Source organism: Acidithiobacillus albertensis, assembly GCF_001931655.1.
Taxonomy (GTDB): Bacteria; Pseudomonadota; Gammaproteobacteria; order Acidithiobacillales; family Acidithiobacillaceae; genus Acidithiobacillus; species Acidithiobacillus thiooxidans.
Map to the genome: position 1 here is coordinate 231,482 of NZ_MOAD01000001.1, position 19,333 is coordinate 250,814.

The window sequence follows — 19,333 nt, forward strand, 5'->3', positions numbered from 1 at the left end:
TTTCATTGCTTAATTAAAGGATCGGCGCATGCATATTGGGACTACCCTGACACAATTCATTACGGAAGAAACACGACGGCATCCTCAGGCCTCCGGAGACTTTGCTGCACTTTTGAATGATCTGGCCGTTTCCTGCAAGTTTATCGGTGCACAGGTTTATCGGGGTGCCCTGGTAGGGGCCCTGGGAAGTGCCGGGACTGATAATGTCCAGGGCGAAGTACAGAAAAAGCTCGATATTATTTCCAACGACGCCATTTTGCACGCCATGGACTGGACGGGTCATCTTGCGGGGATGGCTTCCGAGGAAATGGATGATCCTTATTCCATCCCCAATAGTGTTCCCAGAGGTAAATACCTGCTTCTTTTTGATCCTCTGGATGGTTCCAGCAACACGGATGTTGGGATTAGTGTCGGAACGATTTTCAGCATTCTCAGAGCGCCAGTTGCGGGACGGGATGCCAGTATGAAAGATTTCCTGCAGCCGGGTGTGGAGCAGGTGTGTGCCGGTTATGCCCTGTATGGGTCCAGTAACATGCTGGTTTACAGTACGGGGCACGGGGTCAATGGCTTCACCCTGGACCCGTCCATCGGCGAATACATTCTCACCCACAAGCAAATGACCATTCCGGAAGACACCAGTGAATATGCCATCAACATGAGTAATCATCGGCACTGGCAGAAACCGGTACAACGTTATATTGATGAGCTGAACCAAGGTACAGAAGGTCCGCGTGGGCGGAATTTCAACATGCGCTGGGTGGGTTCCATGGTTGCGGATGTTCACCGCATTCTTTGCCGGGGCGGAATTTTTCTGTATCCCTTTGATCAGAAAGACCCCAAAAAACCCGGCAAACTCAGGTTGTTGTATGAAGCCAACCCCATGTCCTATCTGGTGGAGCAGGCGGGTGGTGCAGCAAGTACCGGGACTGCACGGATTCTGGAAATACAGCCGGAGGGACTGCATCAGCGAGTTCCCGTCATTTTGGGCGCTAAAAATGAAGTCGAACGGGTGCTCAGTTACCATCAGCACTGATTTTTCAGCAGAACTGAAAAAGCTCCCGAGTTTGGTCGGGAGCTTTTTGTTTCACACAAACCGCGCATTATGGGGGTGTGATCAAATTTTCAAGAAATGTCAGCATTTACTCAAATCAAGTGCTAAATGACTTGGTGTGACTCTATATAAGTGGATAGATTGCGCAGGCAACTAAAAATTTCCACTTTATTTTCACTATCGTTGGCTATGGTCACCCCGTATTTTTTTGATACAACCATAGATATCTCTAAAATATCAATAGAATCAAGCCCTAATTCTCCACCATATAGTGGTGATTCAGGGTCGATGTTGTGCGGTTCGGTAGAAAGATTCAATGTTTTTATTATCAGTGAGCTTAATTCCATTTCCTGGGGCGTAAGGTTGTTCATACTTGACGATCTCCATTTTTTTGAACTGAGATAAATCAGGATCATTATGTTATATTAATTCTAATATTTTTTATTTTCTATAAATATAATTCCTCTAAAAATAATTTTTAAAATTAAGCGCTTAAAACAAAATTGATGCTGAGATCAACTTTTTTGACGGCCAGCAATTGCCTCTTTTCCCTGTTTTAATCTTCTGCCCCCACCGTTGGAGGTAGGTGCCAATCTCCAAAAGCTGTAGTACGGCCAAATACCTCGCAAGTACTAAAATTCCAGCCTTTCTGCACAATGAAAAGCGCCATTTACCTTCTAACAACAGGGTATAGATTACCACAGGGCATGCAACAATGAATACATTGCTAAGAATATGTTATCCATTCCATGCGCCAGCTGAATGGTTATGTAGATCTGTGATGACCATTTTTCAATTTTGTAAAAACTAATGAGGCATACGCGAAGATGTCAGTGGCAGTGTGTTTGTGGTCAGCCACTTGCTAGACTGGACAGGCTTTCGTCTGTAGCATAAACCGCAGTATAAGTCAGTGGAATACACATCAATCATCTTAATTGATATTCAACATGGGGAAATTAGAACAATGAACTCAGCCATGAGAATTTTTGGAATATTATCGGTAAGTTGTTTGACTTTTGGGCTGATTGGTTGCGCAAACGACGCGAGTAAGCCTGCATTAATCTCTTCGTCTGCCCAAGCTAATGCTGCGGCCCCGGCTCCTACAGCCATTACAAACTCGGCACCAGCACTTGAGACAAAAGCTCCCGTGGTTCTTCCTGCCCCCGGCTCGCCATTCTCCAAATTGAAAGTAGGTATGTCCAGACAACAAGTCGAGCAGTTGATTGGTTTCCCAAGTCATACTTCGAGCCATATCACCGGCAAGCAATTTATCCCATTCTACTTTGGCGGTGATACGCGTCGTACGGAAGCATTTTACAAGGATCAAGGTGTTCTTACCTATGACAACAACTCTCGATTTGGATCCACAGATAGTTTGATTAAAATAACAGTGGATACAAATACACCATAAAAATATATGGTTATGGTTATTTTCTCTGGGGGTTGATCTGCTTAGGGTGGCTTGGAATTGGAGGTTTTTGGACATATGCAGTTAACCTCAGTGCTTTGGGTTCTTGCAGGGGTGGTGGTTTTGGTAAATGTTGGACTGGGCTTTCTGGTAATGTGTCCCCGTTGCAAAGTGATCAGCAGTAATCTGGTACGCTTGCCAGAAAACGCTGTTAAGCGTGGTGAGATAGTTTTGACGTTCGACGATGGACCAGATGCCTATGTGACTCCCCTGATACTGGACCAACTCGACAAATATTGCGCTAAGGCCAGTTTTTTTTGTATTGGCAAGAAAGCAGTCGCACATCCGGACTTGCTCGCGGAAATCGTTCGTCGAGGGCACAGCATTGAAAATCATAGTTACAACCACCGAAATTTGTTTGCATTTTGCGGGATGAGAAAATTGACGATAGAAGTCCTAGCTACACAACAGGTCTTGAATTTAGCCAATAATAGTGTCAATCCCAGGTTCTTTCGTGCACCTTTTGGTTTTCGAAGTCCTTGGTTAGGCTTTGTTTTGCGCCAGTTGCACATGCAACATGTGGCCTGGACCCGGCGCGGTTATGATACGGTTTGTCATAATTCTGATTTGGTCTTCCGTCGCCTCGTCCATAATTTATCTGCAGGTGATATTTTGTTGATGCACGATGGAGGGTCGGCGAGCACGGTTACCGGTCAACCCGTCGTCCTTGAGGTGTTGCCTAGGCTATTGGAGTGTTTTGAACAACATGATCTACACAGTGTGTCTTTGCCAATGGCACTTGATAACAGTGGTTTCTAATTTTGTTTATGGTTCAGGCGTCTGCTGAGGGCGTAATCGTTGACAATGTTTTGTGAAAAATACAGTGGAGAAGACAACAAATGGAAAACGAAGAAATAACCGGTCCGAGCCTGACAACAAAAATTTGCGATGTTCTGGTGATCGGCGGTGGACCGGCGGGCTCTACAGTCAGTGCGCTGCTGGTGGAACGGGGCTATCAAGTGACGGTTCTGGAAAAGGTGCATCATCCTCGTTTTCATATTGGAGAATCACTGCTTCCGGCCAATTTGCCCTTGTTGCAAGAATTGGGCGTTGCAGAAGAAGTGAAGCAAATTGGCATGGAAAAATGGGGGGCGGAATTTAATTCACCCTACCATACTGAAAAGCCGCAGAACTTTGCTTTTGCCGACGCATGGGACAAGACTATGCCAATGGCATATCAAGTGCGGCGCTCGGATTTCGACGAGATACTTATTCGCAATGCCGAGCGAAAGGGTGCCAAGGTTATTGAAGGTTGCCGAGCCAAAGCAGTGGACTTTTTGCCTGATAATGCGGGAGTCCGGATCCTTGCGGAGTATGAAGATGGTCGACAGGAAAATTTGCAGGCACGCTTTCTTGTGGATGCATCTGGTCGCGATACCTTTTTGGGAAATCTTTTCAAGCAGAAGCGTCGTAACCCAAAGCATAATAGTTCGGCTCTTTATGCGCATTTTCAGGGGGCTCGACGTCTTGAGGGTAAAGAGGAGGGTCATATTTCTTTTTTCTGGTTTGAGCATGGATGGTTCTGGTTTATTCCCCTCGCTGATGGAACGACCAGCGTGGGATCTGTGGTTTGGCCGTACTATCTGAAATCCAGAACAAAATCAGTAGAGGAATTTTTTATGGACACCATCGCGTTATGTCCCGATCTGGCAGCGCGGCTGGTGAATGCACAACGTACCAGTTCAGTGAATGCGACTGGCAACTACTCATATGTCTGTGAACAAACCCATGGTTCCAACTATCTATTACTCGGTGATGCATTCGCTTTCTATGATCCGGTTTTTTCTTCGGGGGTCATGTTGGCAATGCAAAGTGCTTTCATTGGTGCAAAGACCATTGACACTTGTTTGCGTGAGCCGCAAAAAGCCACAAAGGCGCTCAGACGTTTTGATCAACAGGTGCGCCATGGAGGCAAGGTGTTTTCCTGGTACATCTATCGAATCACCCAACCGACCATGATTGATCTTTTTATGCGTTCAGGGAATATTTTCCGAGCTCGGGAGGCGGTTATCTCGGTCCTTGCGGGAGATATTTTCAAGAAGACACCGATCAAACCTTCGCTCGCCGCCTTCAAGAGCATTTATTACTTAGCTTCTTTGCGGCATGCGACGCGTTCGTGGTCAGCCTGGAAGCAACGAAAAGAAAATATACGGGTAGAGTGACCTCCAGTGTTTTATCATCAGGCCGATATAGCTTGGGAGATCTTTTGGTAAAAATTGGAGAAATCGAAAGTCTATTTTTTAGCGGTGGGGTATGAGCCAGATTCCAGACGCGGGTTCTCCAAGCAGACTCCGGACTCTGCGAGAATACCTCATTTTTTATTGTGGACTAGGTTTGTTGGCAGGCATCAGTTTGTTATGGACCTTGTTGGCTTTGCCATTAAACCTGATTTTGCCGAGAAAATGGAAAACGCTCACCGGGCGGATAATTATTACTATGGGTTTCAGAATGTATTTGTGGGCACTTTCTGGTATGGGCGCTTGCCATTTTAATCTGCAAGCACTGGATATTCTCCAAAATGATTCGCCCATGATCATTGCGCCTAATCATCCGTCCATGCTGGACGCGCTGATGGTGATTTCGCGATTGCCCAATCTGGCGTGCATCTTGAAGTCTGATTTGGTAAATAACCTGTTTTTTGGTGCGGGGGCTCGTTTGGCTGGATATATCCGCAACGATTCTTTACGCAAGATGATTCGCCTTGCCACGGAAGACCTGCGCGGTGGTAGCCATTTGCTGCTTTTTCCGGAAGGTACCAGAACTACACGCCTCCCCATTGGGACCGTGCATGGCAGCATTGCCCTGATTGCCAAGGAAGCCAAGGTACCTATTCAAACTGTGTTTATTGAAACCGACTCGGCTTTCCTGACCAAAGGCTGGTCTTTTTTTCGTAAACCATCTATGCCTATTCATTATCGGATCCGTTTAGGCAAACGCTTTGCCCCACCGAGCGATGTGCGTGGTTTTACGGTTGAGCTGGAAAGATATTTCGAGTCAGCAATGACGGAAGTTCCATTCCCGCCGCTTTATCCAACAGAAGCAGAGAGACAATGAACGAAGCTTCAGTCACCCATCTAGTATTGATTCCCAGCTATAATCCGGGCCCAAAAGTATATGAAACCGTTGTTTCGGCGCGGTTGCAGTGGAACCCCGTATGGGTTGTAGTGGATGGCAGTACTGATGGAACAGCTGCTGGACTGGAAGCTATGGCTGCCCAAGATAGTGGAATACGCGTTTTTCAACGCTCCGATAATCAGGGTAAAGGTGCAGCTGTGCTTTTTGGTTTGGATCAGGCGGCTGCTCAAGGTTACACCCATGTGCTTACAATGGATTCCGATGGGCAACATCCCATGGAGCGTATTCCCGACTTCATGGCGGCATCACATGAAAATTCAGACGCCATGATTCTTGGGGTTCCGGTATTCGATATCAGTGCGCCGGCCTTGCGTGTAAAAGGCCGGCGGATATCCAACTGGTGGACCAACCTGGAGACACTGGGTGGTGGCATTGGTGATTCGCTGTTTGGTTTTCGCGTCTATCCTGTTTCCCCACTACGGCAGCTGATGCATGCACATCGATGGATGCGGCGCTTCGATTTTGACCCTGAGGCGGCAGTGAGAATGTCCTGGCTTGGTGTCCGGATTATCAATATGCCCGCATCAGTGCGTTATTTTGATATGGATGAAGGGGGGGTATCCCATTTCCATTATTTGCGGGACAACCTGCTGCTTACCTGGATGCACACCCGTCTGTTCTTCGGATTTTTGTTACGCCTCCCCGCATTGTTTTTGCGTCGTTATTCAGCGCGGACACAATGAGTCCACTGGATCCGCTGACACCGGCTGGCGCAGGAAGATCGCCCCGGGGGATGCATTTGCCAGGCGCCATCTGCGGTTTATGCCATTGCGCCGTTGATGGAAATAATCTGTCCACTGATATAGCCAGCTTGTTCCGAGGCTAGAAATCCAACCAGATCGGCCACCTCATCCGCGCGTCCGGCACGTTTCATTGGCACTATTTGCGCAATGGTTTCGGTAGTGAAGGTTTGAGCACTCATGTCCGTGGCGATAATGCCAGGCGCTACTGCATTCACAGTAATGCCCCGGCTGGCGACCTCCAGCGCCAGAGATTTGGTGGCTGCATGTAATGCTCCTTTAGCTGCCGAATAATTGACCTGACCACGGTTACCTGTTTGGGCCGCCACCGAGGTGATATTGATGATACGCCCCCAGCGGGTACGGATCATAGGCATGAGCATTGCCTGTGTTACATGAAAAAAACCATTGAGTGAAACATCTATCACGTCATGCCACTGCCTTGCATTTAGGGCCGGAAAGGCTGCATCGTCATGAATGCCCGCATTGTTGACCAGAATCTGGATGGGGCCACATTCAAGTTCTTTCTGCAAGGTTGTATTGGTAGCCTCAACGTCAGTGATGTCAAAAGCCAGCGTACTTGCTTTTCCACCAGCGAGTACTATCTGGTCAGCTAATGCTTGGGCTTTTGGCAGGTTTTGGTGAGCGTGAATAATGACTTGGTGGCCATCTTCAGCAAGTCTTCTGGCTATGGCTGCACCAATACCGCCACTACCACCAGTAACCAGTGCACGCTTCGGTATGCAGCTTATACTCATTCGAGTGTGGTCAAGGGGGATTGCAAAAAGGGTTCCGCTGCAAGCCCATTGACGCCCAATAAAAGCGCCGCACGTCCTTCCAGCAGCACACAGCTCGCAGCCATAACTGTAAAGTGATACAAGGCATTGCCTTTGTCAGCCAGTTTTTCGGCCTTGATCTTTAGATCGCATTCAATGTCATCAAGGCGCGATACATGCAAGGCAACTTCCCGTACGCTGATGAGATATCCTAAATGAGTCATATCACTCTCCCCCGTTTTGGGGCACGACAAAGCGTTATGTACTGCCATGCTCTGTGCCGCATATTCAATACCGCAGGCAGCGCCGAGTCGTCCATGGGCACGGAGAGGCAAAGTCTCACAGCGGTGACTGGTCGCCCTGCAGGTAATGGTGTTTTCATCCCATTGTTCCACGGCATCAAGCAAATGCATTTGATCCTGATGGGGTATTTGTTTCGCAATCCATTGGCGATCTAAAGGCATGGTGCTATATCCATACTCAGACAGGATGGATTCTCATAATTCAGAACAACACGACCGGGTTTTTCAATTGCTATGCGCTGAAGCAGCGGCAGGCAGTGTGCCGCAGGATTGGATTGGCGCAAAATTTCAAGATCAGGGTGGTTCATGGTCTGCACAATAGCATCGGTGAATAGGTTCTCGCTGCAGATGCTGATCTGAGCTAGCGTCTTTCCAAGGCTAAGTGTAGATTTTAATAACAGTGCCACGGCAAAAGTGTCAACGATTGGTCGGGCATCGTACAGAGGCTGAGGATAGTCACTATCGCAGGCTATTAACAGCACAGGTAGTTCCGTAGTGGCCAAGAGCACAATGGCTTCCAGGAGTCCTGCGGCAAAGCTTCCATCATGTGCACTGACCACAGAGGATGGTGTCATTGCACCCGCAGAAATGCCCCAATAACCAGAAATCGCATTATGTACGGAATTATGAAACTGAGTGGGAGAAATCATGGTGTCTCCAGATGCCAGCGCTGTACAAATCGAATGACAGATGCGGCCATCACTCCCAGACGAAGCAAAAACTGATGCAGGTTCTGCGGGCGGCACATTAGCCATAGCGCAGGCTGCATGACCTACCTCCAAGGCAGCCATGACTCCTGGACTGGCGCGACGTCGTTCTGCTGTTGGTAACGAAGCTGGGGGTGATAATACGGTTTTCTGATTTTGGTAAGGAGATTGCCCTGTCAGTATAGCCAATCCCTGCGACCAGCTTCCAAGTCCAGGGCCGAGCAGGCCAATACCATCAAGATAAGCATTAAGCATTGTCATGATGTCATTTTACTTGCGGGAGCGGCCAAAGACCAAACTGCAGTTGCTGCCGCCAAAACCGAAGGAATTACTTAACACATGGTAAACACTTTGCCTTTGGTTTGAAGCAAGATATTGAATGCCGGTTGACGTGTCTCTCTGATTGGCTTTTGGGCCTGCTGGCAACAAATTATTTTGAATGGCAATGGCACAAATAACGGCTTCCAGAGCCCCTGCAGCACCCAAGGTGTGTCCAGTTGCTCCTTTTGTAGAACTACATGGCGTATTGATGCCGAAGACACTCGCCACGGCTTTGGCCTCGGAAATGTCGTTATTGAGCGTGGCGGTACCGTGCAGGTTGATATAATTGATGTCTGCGGGCTTTAAACCGGATGTGGACAGAGCTTGTTCCATAGCAAAACGTGCTCCGAGACCCTCAGGGTGGGGGGATGACATGTGATAAGCATCGCTGGATTCACCTACACCTAACAGGAGTACCTCATCTCCGCAGTGATTTTTTGGCATGCGCTCTACGAGCAGATAAGCTGCTGCCTCGCCAATGGATATCCCTTTGCGATCATCGCTGAACGGTTGACAAGGGCCGTCGGCCAATAACCCCAAGGAATGAAAACCGTAAACAGTGGTAGCGCATAACGAATCTACGCCGCCAACAACTGCAGCGTCAATTAGTCCCAAGTCCAGCATGCGTTTTGCTGAAGCGAGAGCCTTGGCGCTGGAAGAGCAGGCAGAAGAGACCGAAAGGGCTGGGCCTTCAAGGCGTAATTTGCGCCGTACAAAGTCACTTAAAGAGTAGGGGCTGTGAGTGCAAGCATAAATAAAATCTGCTGGCAGGCTTCCGCTTACCGGGTCACGATGTTGAAATGCCAGTTCGGTCTGGAGTATCCCGGCAGTACTGGTCCCCATGTAGACGCCGATACGCTTGCGACCCCATTTTTCGATAGCAACTTCTACCGCCTCCTCAAATCCATCCTGGCGCAGAGCCATTTGCGCTAACCGATTATTACGACAGTTGAAACTCCTTAAGTCCGGACTTATTTCTTCGTCGTCAACGGCGTCTACTTCACCGACCCAGGTGTTGATGTTTATATTCTGAAAGGCACGACGCCTCAGTCCGCACCGGCGTTCGCTCAGTGCAGTTTTTGTCTGTTCCAAACCGCGTCCAATGCTACTCGTCGCAGTGAATCGTGTTATAAGCGCCGATGTCATGTGTCTTATAAATTACAACAATAAATCATGAAAGCATTGTGGTCGGGGCCCCCATGAATGTCAAACCGGTTTAATCGTATTCCAGGAACCGAAACTTGAGGTGGACATATCTTGATAGGGCGATAATCTATGGTATTTATAGGTTTTCTTTCTGTGCAAGCTGGTGCTCTGCCTGACTGACGGGAAGAGCGGGTCTGGTGCAACAGGGTCAACGGGTAAGTGACTTGTGATTTTTATGTAGTAGGCTATAGTTTTTCACAGGTGTTAAGCGAAGCGAAATTGCTGGTTGCTGCAGGGCTGAAGCTGTTTGACGCTGAAGGAGTCGGCCTGCCTTTGTGGATTCAAGGAAGCAAGAATAATATTGAACTTCCTGTAGGCAGAGCGAGTTCGTCGATTATGACATGCTGTTTGCTGTGCAACATTGCGGATTTGGCTCTCTATCCCTCACAGAATGAAGTTGGTATGAGCGTGATTATAGGTCATGACCACATCAGTTTGCGGCGGTGGGTGGCTGATATTGGAGGAGAGGTATGGACCCATTCAATATAATAAACTGGCAGCAAGGCCATGGTGCCCAATGCAATCTGATTCATTTTGAACCGAAAGCTTCAAATAGAATGGTGCCATGTTATTATTCTGAACGATATTACAGTTGGATTGTTTTGTAATGGTAGATTCTTGGAAGGCGGAACGGATGAAATCGCTGCACAATCAATTTTTTCAATCTGTTCAGTTAAAGCTGTCATCAGGGAAGTTGAAAACTTACTTGGGAATAGCATTTATTGTATTGATTTTTTTTGTATATCAAATACTCGCCTATCGAGGGGTATCTTCTGCGCATCCAGGGGCTTTTCTTGTCGTTGTTTCTTATCTTCCTATTGTTGTTTTGATTTTAATTATGTTATGGAAGACCAAATACCGGAACATCGGATTTGTCGCTATTGCCGCCGGAATTTTTGCTTTGTGGCATTATCAAGCTACTCTGGTGAACTATCTGAGCTGGACGTACATGGTTCAGAGAAGCTGCATTTTTGCACTATCAGCTTTTGCTTTTGGCATCACGTTGCTCCCTGGGCGTATTCCTATGATCTCCAGAATTGCTGAGTTGGTGCATGGCCCGCTGAATGTAAAAGTGGCGCAGTACACGCGACAGGTAACAATAGCTTGGACCTCTTTGTTCGGCTTCATGACGTTTCTGCCGTTAATTGTTTTTGAATTTTCACCGCATCCTTTATTTTTTTTGATAACCAATGCTATTACTATGGGGCTGGTAGTTTCTATGATGTTTGCTGAATATACAGTGCGTTGCCGCATCATACCGGTAGGCGAACGTGCCGGAATGGTGGAAGCGCTTCACGCTTTTTTCTTGTATTCTGATGCTGCGCTGAGCAAAGAAAAGCCACGCAATGGCAATAGATAAGGTACTATTCATTATCTATGGATACTCCGGCAACGAATCTTCTTCCACTGATGACTCACACATCTGCGAGCGATATCGTAGCGTTTAGGCATGGTGAAGCGATTACAGTGCGTCAATTTTTGGCGGACGTGGAGCAGATTCGTGCCATGCTTCTTCCTGGTAAACATGTTCTCAATGTTTGCCATGACCGTTACCGCTTCATGGTGGGGCTCGCCGCAGTCATGACTGCTAATAAAATAAGTCTCCTACCGTCGACATATACGAACGAAACCATCAATCAGATGCTACGCTTCGCCCCGGATGTGTTTTGCCTCAACGATGCGGATAACGACATCAACTTGCCCCAACTTTGCCTGTCTGACTTGCCTCCCAAATCGGAGGTCCATAAAAATATGCCGATACCTCTTCTTCCTGGGAATTTGCCGGTAGGTTATGTGTTCACATCAGGATCTTCTGGAAGTCCTGTACCTCACCTGAAAAGGTGGGCTGCTCTGGTGGGGAGTGCTCGTTCTGAAGCCCAACGGCTGGGCTTGTTTGATGGACGTAAATATACTGTCCTTGGTACAGTGCCACCTCAACATATGTATGGCTTGGAATCAACGATACTGATTGTTTTGCAAAGTGGAGGAGCCCTCAGCTCCCCACAATATTTTTATCCGGCAGATATTGGAGCTGAATTTTCATCGTTGCCACGCCCTCGCTTGCTGGTGAGCACGCCTATTCACCTCCGTGCGTTACTCAGTGCCAATATTTGTTTACCTACTGCCGACTTGCTGGTTTCAGCGACGGCTCCATTACCCCAGGATCTTGCTCAAAAAGCGGAGGCCAGCTTTGGAGCACCGTTGCAGGAAATTTACGGATCTACTGAAACAGGTTTGATTGCCACCCGGCGGACTGCACAAACTGATGCATGGACATTATTACCGGGCCTGCATTTGACAAAAGAGGCTAAGCACTTATGGGTTGGGGGAGGGCATTTGACGCAGAAAACCGAAATCAGTGACAACCTAGAGGTTCTGAACAAGGAACAATTTCTTCTGCAGGGTCGAGCCGCCGATCTTGTCAATATCGCTGGGAAACGCAGTTCATTGGAATATCTAAACCATCAACTCAACTCTATCCCGGAAGTTCAAGACGGCGTTTTTTTTATGCCTGAAGATGGTATGCCTGGTAGTGTTAGCCGGCTGATAGCTTTTGTCGTAGCACATGGGGTAGATGCCCAGTTGATTAACACCAAACTGCGCGAACGTATTGATCCGGCTTTTCTTCCGCGCCCCCTGCTTTTGGTTGATGCCTTGCCGCGTAATAATACGGGTAAACTGCCGCGCGAGGCGCTTCTGGCATTGGTCACTGCATACCATAAAAGGGGGAACAATCCTGACACAGCATGAGATATTCTTCAGCTTCCCCGCGACGCATCCGGTATTTTCCGGGCATTTCCCGGGGCATCCCATTGTTCCCGGGGTGATGCTGGTTGACGAGGCAATTCATGTCATCGAGTCTACAATTGGCCAGGCTATAATGGCAGGAGGGCATATTACCGCGTCAAAATTTTATAGCCCTGTCTCCCCTGGAGATCTGCTGAGTTTACGTTTTGATATAAGGCAGGATAAGACTATCTTTTTTGAGATTTATGAGAATAAAAGAAAGATTGCCGCAGGAAATCTCAAACCAGCTACAACATTCGATCTCTGCTGATGTTTGCACGAGACCAGGCGTCACTATCTTCAGATCAGCAAGGTTGGGCACGCACTCCAGAACGTGGCAGCATGACCATGTTACGGCTCATCACCTGGATTTCCCTGAAGTTGGGTCGTCGCTTGGCTCACCTTATCTTGTATCTGATCGCCGGTTACTTTGTGTTGTTTGCACCAAAAGCCAGGCGGTCATCGCAAGCCTATCTCACTCGAGTATTTGGCCGACCGGCACATATTTGGCAAGTTTATCGACATTTTTTTTCTTTTGCAGCGACAATCCATGATCGGATTTATTTGCTTAATGATCGTTTTGACTTTTTTGATATATCTTTATACCAACCAGAGGCCGTTGATACAGCTGTTGCGACAGGACGAGGTGTATTGCTGCTCGGCGCACATCTCGGTAGTTTCGAGGTGTTAAGAGGCCTTGGCCGACAGCATATTGATCCCCGTGTAATTATGGTGATGTATGAAAAAAATGCGGAGCGTGTTAATGCCATTCTTTCAGCGATAAACCCGAATATTGAACAAAATGTTATATCTCCAGGCCGTGTAGATTCGATGATTTGCGTACAAAATGAACTGGAAAATGGTGCCTTGGTTGGGTTGCTTGGAGATCGTTCTTTTGGAAAGGAGAAAATGCAACCAATTCCGTTTCTGGGTAAATCTGCTTTATGGTCAAATGGTCCATTACGAATAGCGGCAATATTGCGCAGGCCGGTTTTCTTCATGACTGGGTTACATACTGGACCGGGGAAATATGAAGTTTTTATAGAGCCATTGGCCGATTTCACTGAGGTAGAGAAAGAAGGAAGAGAAGCGGCACTACAACAAGCATTAACAAAATATGTAGAATTGCTGGATAAGTACTGTCATATGGCCCCGTATAACTGGTTTAATTTTTTTGACTTTTGGCAATGAATAGAGGAGATTACTCTGAAAACAATGGCTGAAATATTTCGAGGCCTGCTGGATATACCGATCAAAATGATCACAATATATCCTGAAAGCACCGGCCGCAGGTGTCAGGTTTGGTTGGGAGGTTTTTCATTCCCCTCGGCTACTCGGTATATTCGTTACAGTGCTTTTATTATTATGGCATTCATGGGGTTAAGTGTAATGCTGACGAGTGACGCGGATGCTGCAGAATGGAATGTTAATCAACTCATGCATTCTCTGGCACACGCTCAACCGGATCATGCTACATTCGTCGAAAAAAAATTTCTTAATATTCTGGAAAAACCCATAGAATCATATGGGAAAATGCAATTTATTGCTCCAGATGGATTGGAGATGCACACCATTGAGCCAAAAAATGAGGTCATGCTTATCCACGGCGACATCCTAAGTATTGACCACCATGATATCCACTTACAAGATCATCCAGAACTGCTTGCATTTGTTGATAGTATTCGTGGTGTATTAACTGGTAACCAGCAGATGCTCGAGCAATATTTTTATCTTTTTTTGAAGGGTGATGAAAAAAACTGGACCTTGACGTTGCGACCCAAACAAAAAAAACTGGCCGGTCTGATTAGATATATTCAAGTTGATGGTAACAATAGTAGTATTACCAGCATTAATACTCTGAAAATGAATAATGATCGTTCGCTGATAACCATCATTTCGTCCGGTACCCCGTGAGAAAAATTCACGGTTTGGTCGTCGTGATCTGGCTGACTGTTTTGTTTGTAGGTGGTGCATTGATTTTGACGGCCAACTTTTCAGCCAGTCTTTCGGAATTTATGCCGCAGTCTCCAACCGCACAGCAAGCGGTTCTGAATGAACAATTACTGCATGGTATTTTGTCACGCCAAATCATGATTGAGATTAATGGCGGTGATGCTTCCACCCGTGCCAAGATTTCCAATGAGATTGTTAAGAAGTTGCAGCGAAACGCGGCATTTTTCTCGGTTAGCAATGGCAGCAGCAATGATGATGCCAGTTTTTTTCATTATTTTTTCTCCCATCGCTATCTGCTAAGTCCTAGCGTCAACTCGCAACTTTTTACTGTGGCTGGTTTACATAAAGCTATAGAAAATTCCATTAATATGTTGGCTACACCGGGTGGGGGAATGGTCCAATCCCTGTTTCCGAGTGATCCAACTGGGGCCACAGTGCAACTGATTCAATCCCTGGGGCGTGTTGCAAGACCAATGACGCAAGATGGAGTCTGGTCGTCTCGTTCGGGTCAGAGTGCTTTGATATTGGCTCAGACCCGGGCCTCTGGTTCTGACATGGCTGCTCAGCAGGTTGCGGTTAATAGCATCAGATTGGCCTTTGCTAAAACCAAAAATGAGGCGGGTTTGTTAGCCACAGGCACTTCCTTAATGATGACAGGGGTTGGAGTTATTTCGGTGGCCTCCCGTGATACTATCGTTCATGCCGCTGAGATGATGTCCGTCATCAGCATGACGCTTATCACGATATTGCTCTTATTTGTTTACCGTTCTGTGTTTGTGTTGGTTTTAGGCCTCGTACCGGTATTTTCTGGTGTCATTGTCGGGATTACTGCGGTGGCTCTTGGCTTTTCCGTTGTTTATGATATCACTATGGGGTTCGGCACCGCGTTAATTGGTGAAGCAGTAGATTATTCTATTTATTTTTTCGTGCAGTCTGATCAGTCAGAAAAAAATACAGAAGAATGGATCCGTAACTACTGGCCGACAATAAAATTGGGAGTATTCACTTCAGTCATAGGTTTTTCCAGCCTGCTGTTTTCTAATTTACCTGGGTTAGCGCAAATTGGTCTATATGCAATTGCAGGTCTCCTTACTGCGGCGACTGTTACCAGGCTGATCTTGCCAATCCTGCAGCCTCGTCATCTTAAGGTGCGGGATTTAAGCGCTATTGGCGAATATCTGCTGCGTTGGAAAAAGATTCTTTTTATCCTGAGGCCCGGTATTGTCTTAATGTTGATAGTTGCTTGTGTCACCCTTGTTAGCCATCATGATAATATCTGGGATTATAAACCATCTGCTCTGAGTCCGGTTCCGGCGGCTGCGCAAAAACTTTATGCACGACTGCGCGCTGATTTGGGGGTATCTGGAAGCGGTTATCTGGTTGTTGTTTCAGGGCCCACGATTAACGCCACGTTGTTGACAGCTGAGAAGGCTGGAATTGCCTTACAGGGCCTGGTTGAAAATGATGTGATTGCAAGTTATGAAAGCCCTGTTAGATATCTCCCAAGCATTACCATGCAACAAGAGCGGCAAGCAGCAATTCCACCGCAAACGCAATTGGCAAAGCGATTGCATGAGGCTTTAACAGGCCTGCCGGTAAAAGCCTCCCTTTTTACACCATTTATCCACGAGGCTGAAATACAACGTACATGTGCCCCCTTAAAACTTGCCGATCTGCATGGCACCAGCATTGGTATGGTGGTTAACAGCATGCTTGTTCACCATGGGAAAGGATGGCAGGCCATTTTGCCGATCAAGGCACCTGCATCAGGGATTGTGAATACCCAGCGCATACGTAGCAGCCTTGCCCGGCAACATATCAAAGACGCCATGCTCATTGATTTATCCGGCTCATCAGATCAATTGTATAAAGGTTATCTCACCAATGTGATTAAACTGTCATTAGCCGGTGCGGTTCTTATCGTGGTGCTTTTATTGTTTTTATTACGTTCCCCAGTTCGGGTTTTTAGAATAATGTTACCGCTAACAGCCGCTGTACTGAGCGTATCTGCAGGATTTGTCTTGTGCGGATATGAACTTAATATCATGAATCTAATTGGGCTGATGCTGATTGTTGCCATCGGGTCAAACTATGCAATATTTTTTGATCAGGCCGATAGGCATGGTCAGGGGGGAATTGCTTCGTGTACACTCGCCTCTCTGGTTATTGCCAATACCGCTACCATTATGGGATTCGCGCCACTCGCTTTTTCCGGGGTGCCTGTTCTTCAGGCCATAGGTGCCACTGTTGCTCCAGGCGTTTTTCTAGCCCTGTTGTTCGCTGCAAGCTTTTCTCAACGTCAAGCATCCTGATTCCAAAATCATTGTGGATGATCCTGTTCTGGGCCGTGCTGATTTTTGAGGAGGAGTCATCACGCGCGCGCTTGTGTTATTTTTGACTGGTACTACTTGCCTTGAAGGATTTGTTATGTATGAATGAGCCGCTGCAACTTGAATGGATCAGTACTGAAATTTTGCTGCGTCAACCCAAAGAATATCTGTCTCATGTGCTGGGTATTGTGCATTATGGTCCAAATCAAGTTCACACGGGACTCAGAGAGCTCGAAATCCCCGTTTCTTTAGTCAACGTCCCGGTTTTGGGTCATGGCGATGGTATTTGTGAACTCTGGAGGTCACAGCAAAAAGTGCGGGCGGGGAGTCACGGGCCAATTTCCTGGAGAGCCAATGAATCCTTACTGTTTCTGACGGTGGAAATCGGTAATGCTGAACAATGTTTGCATGACGCTACACGAGATGCCTACTGCGCATTGCTTGCCGAAATAACTGCTCTTGGCTATCCGCATCTGCTGAGAGTCTGGAACCACATTGGTGATATAAACGATGATTCGACTGGCCTTGAACGTTACCGACAGTTCAATATAGGTAGACTAGAAGCTTTTATGGCCGGCAACTGGTCAGTAATTGATGTTGCACCACCAGCGGCCAGCGCGCTGGGCGCGCAGCGCAATACTCCATTGGCATTGTTTGCACTGGCTTCGCATCATGCGCCACTGGCCATTGAAAATCCTCGTCAAATTCGAGCTTATGATTATCCTCAAAATTATGGACCCTGCCCGCCTACCTTTTCTCGTGCCAGCCTGATTGATCTGGATGGACCGACCCTGTTTATATCGGGCACAGCAAGTATTGTGGGTCACCAAAGTATGCACCCCGATAATTGTCGTGAACAAATCCGCGAGACCATGCGAAACATAGAGGCACTGCTCCATGAGGTCAGCTGTTCTCATGGCGTTGACTGGGAACTTGCCAACTTGCAATTCAAGGCTTATTTGCGGAATGGTGCTGATCTTTGGATGTTTCGCGAGGAAATGGATCAGATAGTCGGTAAAGAGGTAAATTGCCTGATTATCCAGGCGGACATATGCCGACGCGACCTTTTGGTTGAAATAGAAGCAGTTGCTTTGCCTTGCACAAGTACGCTTGAACATCACCACTGATGATGACAGCTTGAGGATTCTGAAAATTCGGCTATATATCCCCTAGTGACTCATCTGGAAGATAGTCATCCAGACCCGGAATGAATGGAGAATGCAAATTGTTGCCTGAAAGTGCCAAGCCTTATTTGCTGAATAGTGTTTATCAATGGTGTGTTGACCAGGGTCATACGCCATATATTCTGGTGGTGGTTGCCTATCCGGGGGTGGCGGTTCCCAGCGGTTATGAAAAAGACGGGCGCATGATACTGGATATTTCCCCGAATGCTTGCCACAACCTCAGCATGGCAGATGGTTGGATCAGCTTTAATGCGCGCTTTGGTGGTGTGGCGCGAACGGTGGATGTACCTATGGCGGCCGTGGTGGCTATTTATGCAGCAGAAACCCAGGAGGGTATGGGTTTTGCGGAGCCAGAGCTGCCTGTTGCGCCGCCTCCAGGAGCCGAACCCGAAGATCGTGTAGCGCGTGCTGCTGAGGTTCAGGAAAAACCAGAGAGACCTTCATTGCGGGTCATCAAATGAAAATTCAGGCGGGTTTCTGCGGACTGCTGTTGCTCCTGATTGCGGGGGCGGCCGAGGCAAATATCTACGCCTATACAGATAGCCATGGGGTCGTGCATCTGACCAATGTTCCGGCTGGAAACAGCGCATATCACATGGTCATGCGCACCCCGAAAATGCCGGTAGCTACGGCTCGCGCCGACTTCAACCGGGTAGCCAAACAGCAATATCAGTCGCTGATTCACGCGGCGGCCAGCCGCTACGGGGTGAGTCCGGCTTTGGTCAATGCCGTCATTTCTGCCGAGTCTGGTTATAACGCCGGTGCGGTTTCACCCAAGGGAGCCATTGGTCTGATGCAGTTAATTCCGGCTACAGCGGCCCGTTTCGGGGTTTCCAACTCTTTCAGTCCGGCCGAAAACATCAATGGTGGCACTGCTTATCTGGCCCATCTGCTGCGTAAGTTCAGCGGTGATCTGAAACTGGCCGTGGCCGCCTATAATGCCGGTTCCGGTGCGGTTATTCAGGCGGGTTATCACATCCCTCCCTTTGCTGAAACCCAGGCCTATGTACCTCGGGTGTTGGCTTATTACCAGCGTTATCTCAATGGCAGCAGCTCTGGCCCAAGCCTGGGTGTTATTGATCATATGCCCACTCCGGTTTCGGTCTCTCCGCAGCTTATTCAGGTATCCAGCCCGTAGTTTTGCAGTTTTTTTCGCAAGGTATTGCGATTGATACCCAGCCATTGGGCAGCCGTACCCCGTTGTCCGTCACATTTCTTCAGTGTGTGTTCGAGCAGGGCACATTCCACCTGTTCAATAACCTGAGTATGCAGGTTTTTTGGCGCTTCGCCCTGCAGATCGTCCAGATAACGATCCACGATCATGACCACGCAGTCACTCAGAGTCATTGATTCTGTTGCCATGATCCTGCTCC

The 19,333-nt window shown here is 47.7% G+C and carries 22 protein-coding genes; 16 read left to right on the plus strand and 6 right to left on the minus strand.

Translation table 11 applies throughout. The features are described from left to right. Nucleotides 1-28: 28 nt before the first annotated feature. Nucleotides 29-1,033 carry a class 1 fructose-bisphosphatase gene (locus tag BLW97_RS01155; protein ID WP_024893397.1) on the plus strand — a complete coding sequence of 335 codons (1,005 nt, stop codon included), beginning with the start codon at nt 29-31 and terminating at the stop codon, nt 1,031-1,033. 122 nt (nt 1,034-1,155) lie between these two features. Here the strand turns inward: BLW97_RS01155 and BLW97_RS01160 are convergent, their stop codons facing one another. Beyond that, nucleotides 1,156-1,422, minus strand: a complete 267-nt coding sequence (locus BLW97_RS01160; RefSeq protein WP_075322070.1) for a phosphopantetheine-binding protein — start codon at nt 1,420-1,422, stop codon at nt 1,156-1,158. A gap of 539 nt (nt 1,423-1,961) precedes the next feature. Between BLW97_RS01160 and bamE the strand changes: the two genes are divergently transcribed. The 5 genes from bamE (at nt 1,962) to BLW97_RS01185 (ending at nt 6,337) form a co-directional block, all read left to right on the plus strand. Then, nucleotides 1,962-2,462 (plus strand): outer membrane protein assembly factor BamE domain-containing protein, encoded by a 501-nt coding sequence (bamE, locus tag BLW97_RS18890; RefSeq protein WP_143214827.1) that lies wholly within the window; start codon nt 1,962-1,964, stop codon nt 2,460-2,462. Nucleotides 2,463-2,537: 75 nt separating this feature from the next. Beyond that, entirely contained in the window at nt 2,538-3,278 is a 741-nt protein-coding gene (locus BLW97_RS01170; RefSeq protein WP_065958051.1) for a polysaccharide deacetylase family protein, read from the plus strand. Between the two features lie 80 nt (nt 3,279-3,358). After that, nucleotides 3,359-4,681: an NAD(P)/FAD-dependent oxidoreductase gene (locus BLW97_RS01175; protein ID WP_075322072.1), complete on the plus strand. Its 1,323-nt coding sequence runs from the start codon at nt 3,359-3,361 to the stop codon at nt 4,679-4,681. Between the two features lie 175 nt (nt 4,682-4,856). Next, nucleotides 4,857-5,573, plus strand: coding sequence for a lysophospholipid acyltransferase family protein (locus BLW97_RS01180; protein ID WP_242947637.1), 717 nt, complete (start codon nt 4,857-4,859; stop codon nt 5,571-5,573). Then, a complete protein-coding gene (locus BLW97_RS01185; protein WP_075322074.1) occupies nt 5,570-6,337 on the plus strand; it encodes a glycosyltransferase family 2 protein in 768 nt (255 codons plus the stop codon). Before BLW97_RS01180 ends, BLW97_RS01185 begins: the two co-directional genes overlap by 4 nt. A gap of 77 nt (nt 6,338-6,414) precedes the next feature. Here the strand turns inward: BLW97_RS01185 and fabG are convergent, their stop codons facing one another. From fabG to BLW97_RS01205, 4 genes are read right to left on the minus strand one after another with little or no spacing between them, the layout of a single operon-like run. Beyond that, nucleotides 6,415-7,152, minus strand: a complete 738-nt coding sequence (gene fabG / locus BLW97_RS01190) for a 3-oxoacyl-ACP reductase FabG (protein WP_242947638.1) — start codon at nt 7,150-7,152, stop codon at nt 6,415-6,417. Next, entirely contained in the window at nt 7,149-7,634 is a 486-nt protein-coding gene (locus tag BLW97_RS01195) for a hotdog family protein (protein ID WP_075322075.1), read from the minus strand. Before BLW97_RS01195 ends, fabG begins: the two co-directional genes overlap by 4 nt. Beyond that, nucleotides 7,625-8,440 (minus strand): beta-ketoacyl synthase chain length factor, encoded by an 816-nt coding sequence (locus tag BLW97_RS01200; protein ID WP_075322076.1) that lies wholly within the window; start codon nt 8,438-8,440, stop codon nt 7,625-7,627. The genes BLW97_RS01195 and BLW97_RS01200 overlap by 10 nt, the downstream gene beginning before the upstream one ends. 9 nt (nt 8,441-8,449) lie before the next feature. Further along, complete coding sequence (locus tag BLW97_RS01205; protein WP_075322077.1) at nt 8,450-9,646, minus strand: beta-ketoacyl-[acyl-carrier-protein] synthase family protein; 1,197 nt, start codon at nt 9,644-9,646, stop codon at nt 8,450-8,452. A gap of 219 nt (nt 9,647-9,865) precedes the next feature. Here BLW97_RS01205 and BLW97_RS01210 point away from each other — a divergent pair, with 219 nt between their 5' ends. From BLW97_RS01210 to BLW97_RS01255, 10 genes are all read left to right on the plus strand, one after another. After that, the gene (locus tag BLW97_RS01210) at nt 9,866-10,195 is read left to right on the plus strand and encodes a hypothetical protein (RefSeq protein WP_075322078.1); all 330 of its coding nucleotides are present in this window, start codon (nt 9,866-9,868) and stop codon (nt 10,193-10,195) included. Between the two features lie 145 nt (nt 10,196-10,340). After that, nucleotides 10,341-11,066: a COG4648 family protein gene (locus BLW97_RS01215; RefSeq protein WP_075322079.1), complete on the plus strand. Its 726-nt coding sequence runs from the start codon at nt 10,341-10,343 to the stop codon at nt 11,064-11,066. Between the two features lie 17 nt (nt 11,067-11,083). Continuing rightward, nucleotides 11,084-12,457 (plus strand): AMP-binding protein, encoded by a 1,374-nt coding sequence (locus BLW97_RS01220; protein WP_075322080.1) that lies wholly within the window; start codon nt 11,084-11,086, stop codon nt 12,455-12,457. Then, the gene (locus BLW97_RS20185) at nt 12,357-12,764 is read left to right on the plus strand and encodes an ApeI family dehydratase (RefSeq protein WP_077218164.1); all 408 of its coding nucleotides are present in this window, start codon (nt 12,357-12,359) and stop codon (nt 12,762-12,764) included. Before BLW97_RS01220 ends, BLW97_RS20185 begins: the two co-directional genes overlap by 101 nt. Then, entirely contained in the window at nt 12,764-13,684 is a 921-nt protein-coding gene (locus tag BLW97_RS01230) for an LpxL/LpxP family acyltransferase (RefSeq protein ID WP_075322081.1), read from the plus strand. Before BLW97_RS20185 ends, BLW97_RS01230 begins: the two co-directional genes overlap by 1 nt. A gap of 24 nt (nt 13,685-13,708) precedes the next feature. After that, nucleotides 13,709-14,407 carry an outer membrane lipoprotein carrier protein LolA gene (locus BLW97_RS01235; protein ID WP_242947643.1) on the plus strand — a complete coding sequence of 233 codons (699 nt, stop codon included), beginning with the start codon at nt 13,709-13,711 and terminating at the stop codon, nt 14,405-14,407. Nucleotides 14,408-14,430: 23 nt separating this feature from the next. Beyond that, nucleotides 14,431-16,758 (plus strand): MMPL family transporter, encoded by a 2,328-nt coding sequence (locus BLW97_RS01240; RefSeq protein WP_242947646.1) that lies wholly within the window; start codon nt 14,431-14,433, stop codon nt 16,756-16,758. 119 nt (nt 16,759-16,877) lie between these two features. Continuing rightward, a complete protein-coding gene (locus BLW97_RS01245) occupies nt 16,878-17,903 on the plus strand; it encodes a chorismate transformation FkbO/Hyg5 family protein (protein ID WP_075322083.1) in 1,026 nt (341 codons plus the stop codon). Between the two features lie 98 nt (nt 17,904-18,001). Next, on the plus strand, nt 18,002-18,421 hold the full coding sequence (locus BLW97_RS01250; protein ID WP_207650535.1) for a ClpXP protease specificity-enhancing factor: 420 nt from the start codon (nt 18,002-18,004) through the stop codon (nt 18,419-18,421). Then, nucleotides 18,418-19,098, plus strand: coding sequence for a transglycosylase SLT domain-containing protein (locus BLW97_RS01255; protein ID WP_010641202.1), 681 nt, complete (start codon nt 18,418-18,420; stop codon nt 19,096-19,098). Before BLW97_RS01250 ends, BLW97_RS01255 begins: the two co-directional genes overlap by 4 nt. Here BLW97_RS01255 and BLW97_RS01260 read toward each other — a convergent pair. Next, nucleotides 19,080-19,322 carry a helix-turn-helix domain-containing protein gene (locus BLW97_RS01260; RefSeq protein ID WP_010641203.1) on the minus strand — a complete coding sequence of 81 codons (243 nt, stop codon included), beginning with the start codon at nt 19,320-19,322 and terminating at the stop codon, nt 19,080-19,082. The two genes, BLW97_RS01255 and BLW97_RS01260, sit on opposite strands and share 19 nt — an antisense overlap. Between the last annotated feature and the right edge of the window lie 11 nt (nt 19,323-19,333).